Genomic DNA, 15197 nt, shown 5'->3' with positions numbered 1-15197 from the left:
GCCGTCACCTGCCTGTTCCGTCGAGGATGGCGCGCAGACGAGCGGTGAGGGCCGCTCCGGTCTCCGCCAGCGGCTCCGGGTCGAACATCCGCAGGTGGGCCGCACCCGTCGGCACGACGGAGACGTGGCCCTCGTAACGGCCCGCCCAGTCCGTCGCGCGCTCGCCTGCGTCGTGCCCATGGGCTGCGAAGAAGAGCAGGTCGGCTGGCTGGTCAGGGCTCTCGGGGCGCAGCGGCGCCACCGCGTCGTACATGACCACCAGCGGAACGTCCCCGCCGCGGTCGCGCAGCCCGCTGGCGAGCTCATGGGCGAGCGCGCCGCCGAAGGACCATCCGAGCAGGACGCACGGGCCGTACGAAGTCAATCCCTCGATCTCGTCGAGGAACTCCGCCACCACGTCGCCGAGAGAGGAGATCGCCTCACCCCTGGCGAGTTCCGCTGATTGCAGGCCCCAGACCGGGAACTCCTGCGGAATGTGGGGCAGCAGGCCCGCGTAGCACCAGCCCCTGCCGGTACGCGGCGGCAGGCAGATCACCGGCGGTGCGGAGCCGGCCGTGCGCAGCGGAAGGAGCAGCTCGACCTCGTCGTCGTCACCGGCGGCGGTGATCCTGGCGCCGAGCGCGGCCGCGGTCGGCGCGGCGAAGACGTCCGCCACCTCGAAGTTGCGACGGAAGATGTCCTGCAGGCGCAGCAGCACCTGGACGGCAAGCAGGGAGTTGCCGCCGAGTTCGAAGAAGTTCGATCCCGTGCCGACCGGCCGGCCGAGCACGTCCGCGAACAGATGACGGATCAGGTCGGTGACCGGCTCTGCGTCGAGCTGTTCCCCATCCTCGACCGGCGTGCTGCCCTGATCCGGCAGGGCCAAAGCGGCCCTGCGGTCCACCTTGCCGTTGTCGGACACCGGCAGCGCGTCGGTGTAGCTGAGCACGGCCGGCACCATGTACTCCGGTAGCACCCCAGCCAGGTGCGCGCGCAGTCGTGCCTCGTCCGGAGGACTGGCGCCGCCGGCGACGAGCCGTGCCACCAACTGTGGTACGCCCGACTGCTCCCGCACACCCACCACCGCATCGGCCACCCCGGGATGGGCGCGCAGGTGGAACTCGATCTCCGTCAGCTCGACCCGGAATCCTCGGATCTTGACCTGCGAGTCCACCCGCCCCCGGAACAGCAGCCGCCCCTCGGCCGACCACCGCGCCACGTCGCCCGTGCGGTACATCCGGTCGCCGGGCAACCCGTGCGGGTCGGCGACGAACCGTTCGGCGCTATGCCCGGGCCGGTTCTGATAACCGAGGGCCAATTGCGGCCCAGCCAGGTAGACGTCCCCCGGCACACCGATCGGGCACAGTTGCATTCCGTCATCGAGCACGTACACGGTGTTGTCGCCGAACGGCCGCCCGATGTCGGCCGACGCGAAGCATGGCTGCTCGGTGCCCTTGCCGGTGATGCTCGGTCGGTACCGCGCCGCGGTGACGTAGACAGTGGCTTCGGTGGGGCCGTAGAAGTTCCAGAACTCGACACCCTGGTTGAGCAGGAGCGGTCCGAGTTCGGCGGGCATCGGTTCGCCCCCGAGCATCAGTCGGATCCCGTCGGGCAACCGCAGACCGGCGCCGAGCAGCGACCTCCAGATCGTTGGGGTTCCACCGGAGAGGGAGACAGCGGGCGCCGCGTCCAGCGCCCGCTGCACGGCGGAGACGTCGGCCGCGCTGCCGGCGAGCGGGCGTACGGACCCGCCGACCATCAGCGGGACGAGATACTCCAGCAACGAGATGTCGAAGGCAAAGGTGGTGACGGCCAACGTGACGTCCCGGTCGGTCGGCTGCACCACCTCCAGGGCCGCGGCGCAGAGACTGGCCAGCGCGCCACGGGAGACCCGCACGCCCTTGGGCATGCCAGTGGAGCCCGAGGTGTACATCACGTAGGCCAGTTGGTCAGGGCGGGGGGCGTCGCGCCGGGCCGGGATCGGCTGCGAGGGCAGCGACTCGTAGGCCAGCCGCGGTAGGCCGGCGGCGATCGCCTCGCCCTGCGGATCGCGGTTGCGCTCGTCGATGACCAGCAGCGCCGCGCGTGTCTCCCGAAGCATGTGGTGGAGCCGGTCGGTCGGCTGCCGACGATCCACCGGGAGGAACGCGGCGTCGGCCTTCCAGATGCCGAGGACGGTTGCGACACACTCCGGAGTCCGGTCCATCATCACCGCTACTACGTCATCGGTGCGCACGCCGTGCGCGGCCAGGGCGGCGGCGACCCGGTCGGAGGCCTCGTCGAGTTGCCGGTAGCTCAGCGTTGCGTGCTCGCCGTGCAGGGCGGGGGCGTCGGGTGCCTTCTCCACCTGGCTGGCCAGGCGGGTCAGCACATCCTCGGCCGGCGCGACCGGGCCGCGGGTGGCGCTGCCGGCCGAGAGGCGCAGCATCGTGTCCCGCTCGACGTCGTCGAGCAGGGGCAGCAGCCGCACCGGGGTACGCGGGTCACGTGCCGCCGAGGTCAAGACGGTGGTGAGGTGGCCGGCCAGCCGTCGCACCGTGTCGGACTCGAATAGGTCAGAGTTGTACTGAAGACGTAGCCGCAGGCCGTCCGGGAGCGGCGCGAAGTCCGTCGTCAGGTCGTACCGGGCGCCCTGCAGCTCTATGTTGATCTTCTCGACGTGGATGCCGGTCAGCTCCATCGGATGATCCGGCAGGTTGTTGACGCTCAACGACACCTGGAACACGGGAGAGAAGTCGGGCCGCCGCTCGACGGCGAGCCCCTGTACGACCTGCTCGAAGGGCAGCTGTTGGTGACTCAGCGCACGCAGCACCGCCGTCCGCGTACGCCTGAGCAGTTCCTCGAACGACTCGTCCGGACGGACAGTGGCACGCACGGAGATCATGTTCAGGAAGAGACCGATCATGGGTTCGAACTCCGACCGGGTCCGACCCGCGACCGGTGTGCCGAAGACGATCTCTGATTGGCCGGAGTACCGACTGAGCACCACCGACATCGCCGAGGTGAGGACCATGTAGAGCGTCGTCCGAGTGGCAGTGGCCAACTGCTGGGCAGCATCCAGGACGGCTCGCGGCAGATTGAGATGCAGCAGGTCGCCGGCCATCGTCTGGCGGTCCGGCCGGGGCTTGTCGGTCGGCAGTTCCAAGACGCTCGGCGCGCCGTCCAGGTAACCCCGCCAGAAGGCGAGTTCCTCCCCCGCCTGCGCGTCGCCGAGCTGGTCGCGCTGCCACAGGGCGAAGTCCGCGTACTGGATGGTCAGTTCGGGCAGATCGGGCTCCGCACCGGCCACCTCGGCGTTGTAGGCGATCGCCAGTTCCCGGCGCAGGTTCGTCAGCGACCACCCGTCGACAACGATGTGGTGGGCCAGGATCAGCAACGCGTGCGCGCTCGGCGCCCAGCGCACGAGGTAGCAGCGCACCAGGTCGTCGGACTCAAGGTCGAAGCCACGCGCGGCCTCGGCCCGGGCGAAGTCCTGTACGAACGAGACCCGGTCCGCCGGGAGCACATCCATGGCCTCGGTCATGGTCAGCGGGATCTGTCCGGTGGGCCGCACCCACTGGACCGGAGCGGCGTCGCGGTCCGACCAGCGGAATCGGGTCCGCAGCGGTTCGTGCCGCGCCACGATGGTCCGCAGCGCCGCTGTCAGCGCGGCCTCGTCCAGATCCCCCACCAGCATGCTGGCGTCCTGGTTGACGTACCCCGTGTTGCGGGGCGCGAGCTGCTCGAGGAACCAGAGGCGCTGCTGCCCGAATGACAGTGGGGCTTCGTAACCTGTCATCAGTTCTCCCTGGTCGACTGAGCATCGGAGGCCGTCGGCTCGGTGTGCGACCGGCGCGCGTCCGCCGGCCGGGCGGATCGATCGGCCAGTCGTCGCATACCTGCCCGCCGGCGGTGCCCACGGTCGGCCCTGTCCGACGGCGACACCGGGCCGGTACGCAGGTGGGCCGCGCAGGCCGCGATTGTGCCGAGCCGGAGCAGGTCGGTGACGCTGATCGACAGACCCCGTTCGGCCATCAGGCTCTGCAGGGTCATGAGCGCGAAGCTGTGCCCGCCCACGTCGAAGAAGTTGTCCTGTGGGCCGACGTCGGAATGGCCGAGCACGGTGGCCCAGAGTTCCAGCAGCTGCCGCTCGAGCGGGGAGTCGGGAGGTGGCGCGCCGGCCGGGGGCGCCGGCGGGTCGACCGTGCCCGCCCGGGCGAGCAGGGCCTCAGTGTCCACCTTGCCGTGCGTGGTCAGCGGGATGTCGGCGACCACGACCGTCCGGGACGGCACCATGTAGGCCGGTAGGGCCTCGCGCACCTGCCGGATCAGCGCCGGCAGGTCGGGTCCACGATCGACGGGTACGACGAAGGCAACCAACTGGTCGTCGGTGGCCAGGACGACGGCGGCGCGAACCGAGGCGTCCCGCAGGAGCACCCGTTCGACCTCGGCGACCTCGACCCGGTGACCACGCAGCTGCACCTGACCGTCCTCCCGGCCCAGGTAGAGCAGCTCCCCGCGGGAACTCCACCGGCAGATGTCACCGGTGCGGTAGATCGTGCCGCCCGGTCGGTACGGGTCGGGCCGGAATCGTTCGGCGGTCGACTCCCGGTTGCCCAGGTAGCCCAGGGCCACCAGCGGGCCGCCGATGTACAGCTCCCCCGGCACGTTCGTCCCGGCGGGACGCCCCTGGGGGTCCAAGACATAGCAGCGCCCGGACGGCAGGGGACGGCCGATGTCGCCCTCCCGCACCCCCGGCAGCTCAGCAACCGTCGCCTCTCGCGCGCTCACGTGGACGGTCCCCTCGGTGATGCCGTACATGTTCACGAAGCGGGTGTCGGCCTCGACGCCGGCCAGCAGGTCGGCTAGGCGCGACCAGCTGAGTGCCTCGCCGCCGCAGACGACGTACCGCAGCATGCCGAGGGCCGGCGTACGGCGGACCAGCTCAGGCAGCAGGCGGTAGAGCGAGCCGGGAGTCTGGCTGAGCACGGTCACACGCTCGGTGTGGACGAGCGCGGCCAGGCGCGCCGGGTCGACCACGTCGGCGTTTTCGGCGAGCACCACGGTGCCGCCGTACGCCAGGGCCCCCCAGATCTCCCAGACGGAGAAGTCGAACGCGAAGGAGTGCGCGCACAGCCACACGTCTTCGGGGCCGACCCGCAGACCGCCGGGGCACGCGGCGAAGAGCAGGTCCACGCCGGTGCGGCCGACCATCACGCCCTTGGGAACTCCGGTTGATCCAGAGGTGTAGATGACGTACGCAAGGTCGGCATCCCCGGCCGCCGAGGGGACGGCCGGGCCGGCTGGTGAGTCCGATGGCTGCGGCGTGGTCACGTCGACGAGCCGGATCCCCCGCTGCGCCGCGACGGACTCCACCGCCGCAGCAGTGTGAGGTTGGACCAGTACGACAGAAGCGGCAGAGCTGTCCAGGATGAGCCGCAGCCGCTGGGGCGGATAGCCGGGATCCAACGGCAGGTACGCCGCGCCCACCTTCCAGATCGCCAGGATCGCTGCCACCGTGTCCGGTGACCGGTCGAGACAGAGGCCGACCAGCTCCCCGGTCCGCACTCCCAGTCGTCGCAGACGGGCCGCGAGCAGTGCGGCCCGCCGGTCCAGTTCGCCGTAGCCGAGGCTGGCGCCCCCGTAACGCAACGCCACTGCCGTCGGTGTGGTGCGGGCATGTTCTTCGAACCGTGCGAGCACTGACTCCGCGTGGCTGTCGGGGGCGTTGTCCGGCGACCCCAACGCGACCAGCTGATCAGCCTCGGCCTTGGAGACCATCGTCGGCGCCTGCGGCTCGCCGGTGAGGGCAGGTGCGATTGTCGCCAGCAGATGCTGGAAGTGCCCTAGCAGGGCCTCGGCGGTCTCCACGGTGAACAGGTCCGCCTGATACTCCAACCGGCTGAAGGGCCGGGCACCGGAGATGTCGACGGTCAACGCCAGCTCGAACTTGGCGGCCTCGACCTCCACGTCGATCTCGGCCACCTCCAAGCCGACCAGGTCGGGTACTTCCACTGTGAAGTTCTGCAGGGTGAAGGAGACCTGGAACAGCGGGTTGCGGCTGCGCTCGCGCTCCGGCGCCAGCGCGCGCACGATCCGTTCGAACGGCACGTCCTGGTAGCCGAAGCCGGAGAGCGCCACCTCCCGTACGTGTTGCAGAAGCTGGGCGAAGTCCGGCTGGTCCCCCACCCGGATCCGCATCGGCAGCGTGTTGACGAAGCAGCCGACCATGTCGTCCTCGTCCTCGTCGAGTCTGTTCGCCACCGGTACGCCGATCACCACCTCGGGCTGGCGTACATACGTCGTCAGCAGTCGGGCGTAGGCCGCCAGCAACACCATGAACAAGCTGACGCCCTGAACCTGGGCCTGCTGACGCAGCAGGCGAAGCAGCTCGGGGTCGAGATCTGCCCGGACGACCCCGCCCGCGGAGCCGAGAATCGCCGGTCGGGAGTGGTCGGTGGGAAGGTCGAGGTTGGGGGCACCGGTGAGCGCCTCGGTCCAGTAGCCGAGCCCGTCGGAGTCACCGTTTTTCCACCTGTCGCGCTGTTCCCGGGCGTACGTCAGATAGGACGCGGCTACGTCAAGCCCGCCTCGACCGGCGGCCCGGTTCCGGTAGGCCGTGGCGAGATCCCGCAGCAGGACTCCGAGGGCCCAGCCGTCACAGGCGATGTGGTGGGCCAGCACGACCAGCGCGTGCTCTCGATCCGACCAGGAGAGCAGGGCGTACCGGACAACCGGCCCGGCGGTGAGGTCGAAGGGCCGGCCGACCTCCCGCGCGACGTACGCCCGGACCTGGTCGTCCTGCGCGCGCCGGTCCGCCCAGGGCCTCGGCGTGACCCGCAACTCGACCGGCAGGTCCTCCCACACGGTCTGGGTCAGGGCACCGTCGCGCACCGCGAAGGTGGTCCGCAGCGGCTCGTGTCGAGCGGCGAGATCGGACAGCGCGCCGCGCAGGGCGTCGCCGTCGACGACGCCGGTCATGTGCAGCGCGCAGGCCACCACGTAACCCGGCGAGCCGGGCTCGATCTGGTCGATGAAGAAGAGTCTTTCCTGGGCGAAGGATGCCGGGCCGGTCGAAGGCATGCGGGTACTCCAGCAGTCGTCGATGGACACGAGGGGTCAGTGCAGCGACCGGTCGTGTCCGGCGGAGCGGGAATGACGAAGTGGAGGTCTCGTCAGCGGGCGCGGGCGCGCGTCAGCGCGCCGCAGGGCAGGTGCGGCGCCGCAGGCCACGGATGACCTGGTGCGGCATCGGGTATGCCGGGTCCGGACGGAATCGACCTGAAGCCTTGATGTCGAGCAGCACTCACTAGCGTTCCCCCGCTTCTCAATCCACTGTCTGCCGCCACTCCACGTGGTGCGCGGCGTCACCCGCGTCGCCACCGGTCCGATCCTGGATCGGGATGGTGGCCGGTCTCAGGGCGGCACAGCCTCGGCAATCCTGATCCTTCGATCAGTCGCTCGAGAGGTCCCATCCTGCCCAGTGGTCGCGAAGAGTGTCAACAGCGACCGATAGATGCCGTGGTTGACGCACCTTCGTCGTCCACTGTCGACAATTCACGGCTGATCGGCACGGCCCGCGAGTGGACCGGACATCCCCGGGCTGCCGACCCAGTCGGCGGGTCTCCGGTCAGCCGGGGGCGTTGACCTCACCGAATACATCCAGACCGGTCATCCGCCACGCCCCCCCCCGGGTAGCACCAGAGCACGCGGCCCACCGGCAAGCCGACGGTCGCGAGTCGGCTCGTGAGGCGCAGGTCACCTCATTCACGGTAGTGATCCGCAGGTAGGCTGCGACTACCTTACGGATGCGATGTGGCACGATGAGGAGAGCCGAATGACGGGGTTCAAACCGGGACTCGAAGGCGTGGTCGCATTCGAGACAATGATCGCCGAGCCCGACCGTGACGGCGGTTCGCTGCGCTACCGCGGTGTCGACATCGAGGACCTGATCGGCAAGATCTCCTTTGGCAACGTCTGGGGTCTACTGGTCGACGGCGAGTTCGGCCCCGGGCTGCCGCCCGCGGAGCCCTTTCCGGTGCCCGTGCACTCGGGTGACATCCGGGTCGACGTACAGTCGGCGGTCGCCATGCTGGCGCCCTACTGGGGGTTGGGGCAGTTACTCGACATCTCCGACGCGCAAGCCCGTGAGGATCTGGCCCGCGTCTCGGTGACCGCCATGTCATTCGTCGCGCAGTCGGCCCGCGGCCTGGGCCTGCCGGCGGTCCCACAGCGGGAAATCGACAAGGCGACGACCGTGGTAGAGCGGTTCATGAAGCGCTGGCGCGGCGAGCCAGACCCCCGCCACGTGATGGCGGTCGATGCCTACTTCATCTCGGCGGCCGAACACGGCATGAACGCCTCCACTTTCGCAGCCCGCGTGGTCGCCTCTACCGGGGCCGATGTGGCGGCCTGCATCTCGGCCGGGATCGGCGCGCTTTCCGGTCCGCTGCACGGTTCAGCACCTACCCGGGTGCTCCAGATGATCGAGACGGTGGAGCGCTCTGGCGACCCGGTGGGCTATGTGCAGGGCGTCCTGGATCGCGGCGAGCGGCTGATGGGCTTCGGCCACCGGGTCTACCGCGCTGAGGATCCGCGTGCGCGTGTGCTGCGCCGTACCGCCAAAGAGCTCGCCGCCCCTCGTTACGAGGTTGCCGAGGCACTGGAAAAGGCAGCCCTCGAAGAGTTGCGCAACCGCTACCCCGACCGAGTGCTGCCCACCAACGTCGAGTTCTGGGCGGCGGTCGTGCTCGACTTCGCCCAGGTGCCGGCCCACATGTTCACTTCCGTCTTCACCTGCGCGCGCGTTGCCGGCTGGAGCGCACACATCTTGGAGCAGAAGAAGCTGGGCCGCCTGGTACGCCCGTCCGCGCACTACGTCGGCCCTGACCCGCGCTCCCCGCAGGACGTCCGAGGGTGGGACCTCAGCTGCCGGACGTGCTGAGACCGCGCGCACTGGGCCGCGGATCCCGCCGACCCCCGGCAGGAAGGAAATCCTGATGGATCACGGGACGATGCCAGCCGCTCTCCGGACGTTGTTCCGGCATCACGCGGCGACCGTAGCTGTAGTGACGATCGCAGGACGCCCACCGGCCGGATTCACCGCCACGTCGCTGACGTCTGTCTCTCTCGATCCTCCGGTCGTCTCCTTCTGCGCGGCTCTAGCCAGTTCCTGCTGGCCAGCCTTGCGGACGGCCACCCACGTGGCGGTCAACCTGCTCCGGGACGACCAAACTGAGGTGGCGCGCAACTTCGCCGCCAGCGGCATCGACCGGTTCGCCCTCCCCGGCTGGCAGCCGGGAGCTTTCGGGACCCCCTTGCTCAAGGGAGTGCTGGGCTGGCTGGAGTGCCAGGTGTACGAGCATGTCGTGGCCGGCAGCCAGGCGATCGTGCTCGCTCGACCGTTACGGGCGGGCATCGACGAGGGCATGCCCCTCCTCTACCACCAGGGCAGCTACACGGCCCTCGAACGGCGCTCGGAGCACGCTGGGGCGTGAGCCCACCGTGGTGGTCGGTACAACCCCATCCTGGTAAGCGCAACATCTCGGCACCGAGTCGCTTCCTCTTCTGCCGGTGCCCTGTCGACACAGTCCGGGAACGGGCACCGGCAGAAGAGTGAGTTGGGTCAGCGCGACCTGTCGGCGAGCGCGGACACCGGCTCCGGACGCCGCGCCAACTGCTCGGCAGCGGAGATGCAGGCCATTGCTTGATCCAGGTCCTCCGCCTCGGCCGGCACGTCAAGGATGAGTGCGGTAACCCCGAGCGCCAGGTAGCGCGCCAGGAATTCGGACACCTCCGCGTAGCTTCCTACCAGATAGGGACAGAAGGTTTTGTACGTACGAAACGGGTAGAGCCAGTAAGCGCCCTGCGGCCCACTGGAGACTGACGCCTCGGCCGAAAGGTCCCGGTGCCAGTGCGATTCGACGAAGCGGTTCGCCAGGTCGTGCAGGCGCTCCCCACTGCGGTCCGGCGGGAACCGCTGGTGGGCCACCTGCCAGGCGGCAGCGCTGGTGTCCCGAGCGATGATCCCGATGCGGATGCCGTCACCGATCACGGATCGGCCCTCGACGTACTCGTCGATAGGCTGCGGGTATGACAGCCGGGCGACGTCCAACTCCTTGCTCGCTCGTCGGCAGGCCTCCGACGAACCGGACACGAAGATGGTCGGCAGCATCGCCGGGTTCAGTGGGGGCTGTACGCTCGCGCCACGCAACGAGTAGTGCGCGCCCGCATCGCTGACCGGCAGACTTTCGGTGAGCAACCGTCGGATGACGGTTCCGTACCGCACCAACCGCAGGTAGCGTTCGTCATGATCGAGGTCGTCGCCGAGTGCCCTCAGGTGTCCGGCGAAGCCCCCTGTGACGAGGTTCAGGTCGACCTGCCGACCACTCAGAAAGCCAATAGAGCTGACCATCCGCACCACGCTGTAAGGGTGCATGTAGACCGGTTGGACCGCGACGAGCGGCACCAGCCGTTCGGTATGCGTGACGATGGCCTGGGCGGCTAGCCAGGGGTCGACAAGTGTGTTGTCGGTGTAGACGAGCAACCCCCGGCATCCGGCCGACTCAGTCCAGGCGGCCACATCGAGCATCTGGCGGCGAAACTCCTCGGCCGGTCGGTCGGTGGAGGAGGGGCACGTCGTGTAGACAGTCACCATCCTCGACGAGGCCTCGCCATCATCACGGTGACCAGTCGAAGCCAACGGCTTCCACTACGGTTGGTCGATATTCTTGCGGGCAGTGTCACGTGTCCCCCGTTCACATCAGGTGCCGCGCCGCCGGCGAATCCCTGACACGGCTGGACACATCTGATGACCGACGCCATGGCCGGCGGAACCTGACCACTCCGACCGGTCGCCGTCGGAACTCCTCGGCGAGCGTGGCGTACCATCCCGTCGGCTGCCGCTCGTCAGGCGGCGTCGCCTCGACCCGACACTACCGGAGATCAATATCTAGGTCCACCGCCTGCGGCGGTCCAGGCTCGAGCGCCCGGGCCACCCTCGGTGTTTCGCGATCGTGCGCGCCGCTGAACAATTGCGCACCGGTCGGCGAGGGCGCACGGACGGAATCAGGCCGTCACGCACATGAGGTAGGCGGGATGTCCACGGAGACCTGCGGCATCATCTGGGTCAGGATTCGACGGTGCTGTCGACCTCGTAGCAGCGCGACCAATCAGCACCCTCGGGAGGCGGTGACAGTCTCCGACACCCGACGAACAAGGCCGAGCGGATCCTCGGTCCAGTGGGAGGCGATGACCAGTTCCCGCGCCGGATCCACCCAGAGCAGGTGTCGTCCGCCGTTGCCCCGGGCGCTACGGCCGGTGCTCGGGGCTCCTGGCCACGGGATCCGCTCGTCGTTGAGCCACCAGAGGTAGCCGTACTCGTGTTTGACCGGGCCAGGGGCCCACGACCTGTGGATCCACTCTGAGCTCAGCACTCGCGTCGCCGCCCAGGTTCCTCCATTGAGGAAGAGCTGCCCGATCAGGGCCAGGTCTCTCGCCGCGATGAAGAGTCCCCCGCCCCAGTGCGCGCCGCCGGAGACCACCTCGGTCGGGCGGCCATCGATCTCCACGACGCTGGTCCGGTAGCCGTGCCAGGACCACCTGTCCGAGGTGCCGATCGGGATCATGACTCGCTCGCGCAGCACCTCGGGCAGCGACCTGCGCATCAGCAGCGTGAGGGCGTAGGTGAGCAGGTTCATTCGCACGTCGTTGTAGGCCCAGCCCGCGCCCGGCGGTGTGCCGTGCACCTCGGTCCCCTCGCGGAAGCTCTGCGCATCGACACTGCTGGGCTTTCCCCAGAGCGCTCCCTCCCACTGGCTGGACTGCTGGAGCAGGTGCCGCCAGGTGATGAGTTCGTTGCGCGGACCGCGGAACTCCGGAACATCGACAACTTGATGGACGGGCTGGTCGGGCACCAGCAGGCCGTCGTCGAACGCCACTCCGGCCACGACGGAAACGACCGACTTGGTGACGCTGAACGCCATCTCGGGGACCGTCGGGTCACCCCATACGGCGGCCTCCTGACCCCCGACCCGGACGACTCCACTGGCCCCGCTCGCCGCAAGCAGAGGGCCGACCACCTCACGGTGAGTTTCGTCGTCGACCTGCGCGGCGAGGTAGCTCTCGATGTCCACGGCCTCACTCGTCCAGTGGGCAGCGAACTCCCGAACGACCCGTCGCAGTTCCTGCTTGTTCACGGACACAAAAGACATGCCAAGGAGTGTCACAGCACGGGCTGCCGATCGCCACGATGCGACTCAGTCCAGGATCAGGGAGGTCTGTGAGGCGTTGACCGGCCGGTTCGACAACCCCAGTTCCGCGCAGATGGACACGAACCCGTGGTCTGCGGCGTGCGGCGGAACGGCGCGTCGTGTCGGGGCGCGCGCTGGTGGGGCGGCCATGTCCCGTAGGAGTTTGCCGACGGTGTGTCCGGCGGCGAGACCACCGGGTCGGGTCCGCAGGTGAACGGGCGCATTCCCGCCCCCGGGCAGGCGCCTCGCCGGCCGAACCCTGGATGGTCGGGTTCGAGCGGGTGCGCCGCGCGCTACCAGCGCTTCGGCACCACTCTTCAACTCGGACCACCCCTGCGGCCCGATGGCCTGGCCCGTCAGTCGTGGGCGTGGACCGGCCTCGATCACTACCACTCCCGGCGATCGATACGACGGGCGACGGGCGACGGGCGACGGGCGACGGGACAACCCTCCACCCAGCGGTAAGCCATCACATGCCGGACAGCCATCGCTGATGGACATCCCGGACGGCGGACCAGAGCATGCCGATATCGTCGTAGCTGTACCAGTCGGACTTAAAATCGATTGAGACGTCCACCCCGTCGGAGATGACCCAGTCCGCCTTGATTGAGTCGTCACGCCCCCCGAGGCGGATCGGCAACTCCTTGGCGGTGAGCCCCGAGAAGGTCCAGTCTCGTCCGCTGGACGATCGGTCGATCGCGTTGAAGGTCACGTACGGGGTGTTGCTGAAGCTGCCGAACGACCCAGGATGCTGTTCGAAGAGAAGCCGCTGCCACGACACGGCCGGTGCCCGCAGTGCCCGGTAGAACTGCTCGCGAAAGTGGCGCAGGTAGTCACCGCAGGCGTACGAGAGCGGCTGCGAGGTCAGCACGAACTTGGTTGCCACCCAACCGACGACGCCGAAGTCCTCCGTACAGCGTCGGTTGCTGGTGATGACCGGTGTGCCGACGTGGGTGGCCCCCGACAATGTCGCAAGCGCCATATGCATGGCGGCTCCCAGCAACGCGGCCATGGTCAGTCCCGACGTGCGGGCCAAGAGCGTCAATCGTGTCGCTTCTTCCGCCTCGATGCGGCCGACGAATTGCCCCTGACGGGTGTAGTCGATCTCTCGCCGGCCCGTGAAACCCGGGATGGCGATGTCCGGCACCACGCCCAGAGGCTCGACGGCGGCTAGGGCAGCGGCGATGTCGCGCTGCCCCTGCGGCGAGTCCAGGTACACGTTCTCCCGCTGGGCGTACGCGGCGTACGACGGACCAGGTGGCGGCAGCTCATGTCGGTCAAGGGGCGACAGGTAGGCGGCGTAGAGCTGGCCCAGCTCGGCGGTGAGCCGATCCATGGACCACGCATCGCAGGCAAGATGATCCACCACCATGGCAGCAAGATGAACCTCGGGTCGCACCTGCGCGAGGACGAAGCGGCAGAGCGGCCCGGAGGTGACGTCGAAGGGAGCCCGCACCGCAGTTTCGACGATCGCCCGCCCGCCCTCAGCGCCGCACATGTGCAACGGAGTCGGCTCGGCCGGCTCGCCGACGTTCCAGAGTCCGCGATCGGCGTCGAAGCCGCACAACAACGTGGGGTAGCGACGCTGGAGCTCAAGCCACGCGTCGTTGAGCGCCGGCACGACCAGGTGCCCTTCGAGCTCGACGAACCAGACCGCGTAGTGCGGGTTGTGGTCACCCGAGCGATTCTCCCGGACGATCTGCCCGAGCCTGTGCCGCTGGATCCAGGACGCCGTCACTGGGGTCGTCTGCGCTGGCCGTTCGACGTGGACCAACTCGATGCCCTTCCGCATGAGAATGTTCTGTGAGTGGACCCGCCACCGGACCGTAGGCGTACTGCGCTGGGCACCCGATGCCGGACAAAAGTGAGACGAGGCGTCGCCCAGCCTTCCGGTCACTAACGAGAAATGCGCAGGTGGGGCCGGTGCCAGCCACCACCGCACCGAGCACTCCAGCGGAGCGACCCGCGTCGATCGTCCTTCGCAGCTCCGGCCGCAAGCTGTACACAGTCTCCTCGGCGTCGTTGCGCAACGCCCGTCCTACTCGGCGCGCGTCCCCCTCCGCTAGCGCATCCAGCAAGTCTGAGGAAACACACAGATCAGATGGTGGGCACCTGGATCGGAGACGGTCGTGCTCCTCGTAAACCCTCGGGGTGGCCAGACCCTGCCGGTCGAAAGCGAAAACCCAGTGGTACGTTCCGCTGGTCGTCACCGGCTGCAGCCGCTCTCCCCGACCGGCGCCGACCGCGGTCCCCCCGACCAAGGTGAACGGTACGTCGCTGCCCAGCTCCACGGCGAGCTCCAGCATGTCCTCCGCCGACAGTCTGATCCCCCACAACCTGTCGCAGGCCAGCAGCGCGGCCGCCGCATCCGCGCTGCCTCCCGCCATCCCGCCCGCGATTGGCACACGCTTGCGGATGTGCAGGTGAACGTTCGGGGCGATCCCCGCTTTGAACGCGAGCAGCTCGGCGGCTCTCGCCGCGAGGTTACTGCTGTCGAGCGGCATGTTCGGACGGGTGACCCCCTCGGAGGTCACCCGCAGCCCGTCCGCAGGACGGACGACGATGTCGTCATGCAGCGACACGGCCTGGAAAATGGTGAGGATCTGATGGTAACCATCCGGCCGGACCCCCCTATCGACAGCTGCAGGTTCACCTTGCCAGGGGCGGCGACTGTCACCGACCGGTGTGAACCGCAAAGAGCGTCGATGACCACCGGAGGGGACTGTGAAGCGGCAGTCACGTTCACTCCGTGGGCCCTGGACTACAGGACGGCGCTCCCGTCAGGCTCAGTGGATGCTGACGGTGCGGTGTCCCGAACCGCAGTGGATGCCACTGCCCGGACGGGGTGCGGCGCGAATGAGGAATCAGCTGGGACTTGCCACCGTGCCGACTCATGCGTAGGCGTCCGGCCGGAGCGAAAAGGAAGTGGACGGAGGGTAGGTCCGGTTGCCTGAGCAATCTCGATTGCCGGGGCCGCGACTCGCTGGG

At 68.7% G+C, this 15197-nt stretch carries 8 protein-coding genes; 2 read left to right on the top strand and 6 right to left on the bottom strand.

The annotated features are described in order from the left end of the window. Positions 1 to 4 precede the first annotated feature (4 nt). Together ACZ6N8_RS18760 and ACZ6N8_RS18755 are read right to left on the bottom strand one after the other, a co-directional pair. Positions 5 to 3757 (bottom strand): non-ribosomal peptide synthetase, encoded by a 3753-nt coding sequence (locus tag ACZ6N8_RS18760; RefSeq protein WP_466011445.1) that lies wholly within the window; start codon positions 3755 to 3757, stop codon positions 5 to 7. Then, positions 3757 to 7041, bottom strand: a complete 3285-nt coding sequence (locus ACZ6N8_RS18755; RefSeq protein ID WP_466011444.1) for a non-ribosomal peptide synthetase — start codon at positions 7039 to 7041, stop codon at positions 3757 to 3759. The genes ACZ6N8_RS18760 and ACZ6N8_RS18755 overlap by 1 nt, the downstream gene beginning before the upstream one ends. Before the next feature lie 754 nt (positions 7042 to 7795). Between ACZ6N8_RS18755 and ACZ6N8_RS18750 the strand changes: the two genes are divergently transcribed. Continuing rightward, positions 7796 to 8902 (top strand): citrate synthase 2, encoded by a 1107-nt coding sequence (locus tag ACZ6N8_RS18750; RefSeq protein WP_466011442.1) that lies wholly within the window; start codon positions 7796 to 7798, stop codon positions 8900 to 8902. A gap of 55 nt (positions 8903 to 8957) precedes the next feature. Then, entirely contained in the window at positions 8958 to 9455 is a 498-nt protein-coding gene (locus ACZ6N8_RS18745) for a flavin reductase family protein (protein WP_466011440.1), read from the top strand. Between the two features lie 128 nt (positions 9456 to 9583). On the opposite strand, the gene ACZ6N8_RS18740 is transcribed toward ACZ6N8_RS18745, so the two are convergent. The 4 genes from ACZ6N8_RS18740 to ACZ6N8_RS18725 form a co-directional block, all read right to left on the bottom strand. Beyond that, on the bottom strand, positions 9584 to 10615 hold the full coding sequence (locus ACZ6N8_RS18740) for an LLM class flavin-dependent oxidoreductase (RefSeq protein ID WP_466011438.1): 1032 nt from the start codon (positions 10613 to 10615) through the stop codon (positions 9584 to 9586). 514 nt (positions 10616 to 11129) lie between these two features. Beyond that, a complete protein-coding gene (locus ACZ6N8_RS18735; protein WP_466011437.1) occupies positions 11130 to 12170 on the bottom strand; it encodes a serine hydrolase domain-containing protein in 1041 nt (346 codons plus the stop codon). A gap of 508 nt (positions 12171 to 12678) precedes the next feature. Next, entirely contained in the window at positions 12679 to 14001 is a 1323-nt protein-coding gene (locus ACZ6N8_RS18730) for a condensation domain-containing protein (protein WP_466011435.1), read from the bottom strand. Beyond that, on the bottom strand, positions 13883 to 14791 hold the full coding sequence (locus tag ACZ6N8_RS18725) for a 4-(cytidine 5'-diphospho)-2-C-methyl-D-erythritol kinase (protein ID WP_466011434.1): 909 nt from the start codon (positions 14789 to 14791) through the stop codon (positions 13883 to 13885). The genes ACZ6N8_RS18730 and ACZ6N8_RS18725 overlap by 119 nt, the downstream gene beginning before the upstream one ends. Positions 14792 to 15197: the final 406 nt, after the last annotated feature.

Source organism: Micromonospora sp. NPDC047521, assembly GCF_055587305.1.
Note: the sequence above shows the minus strand (reverse complement) of the source record. Positions and strands in the feature narration are given on the sequence as shown.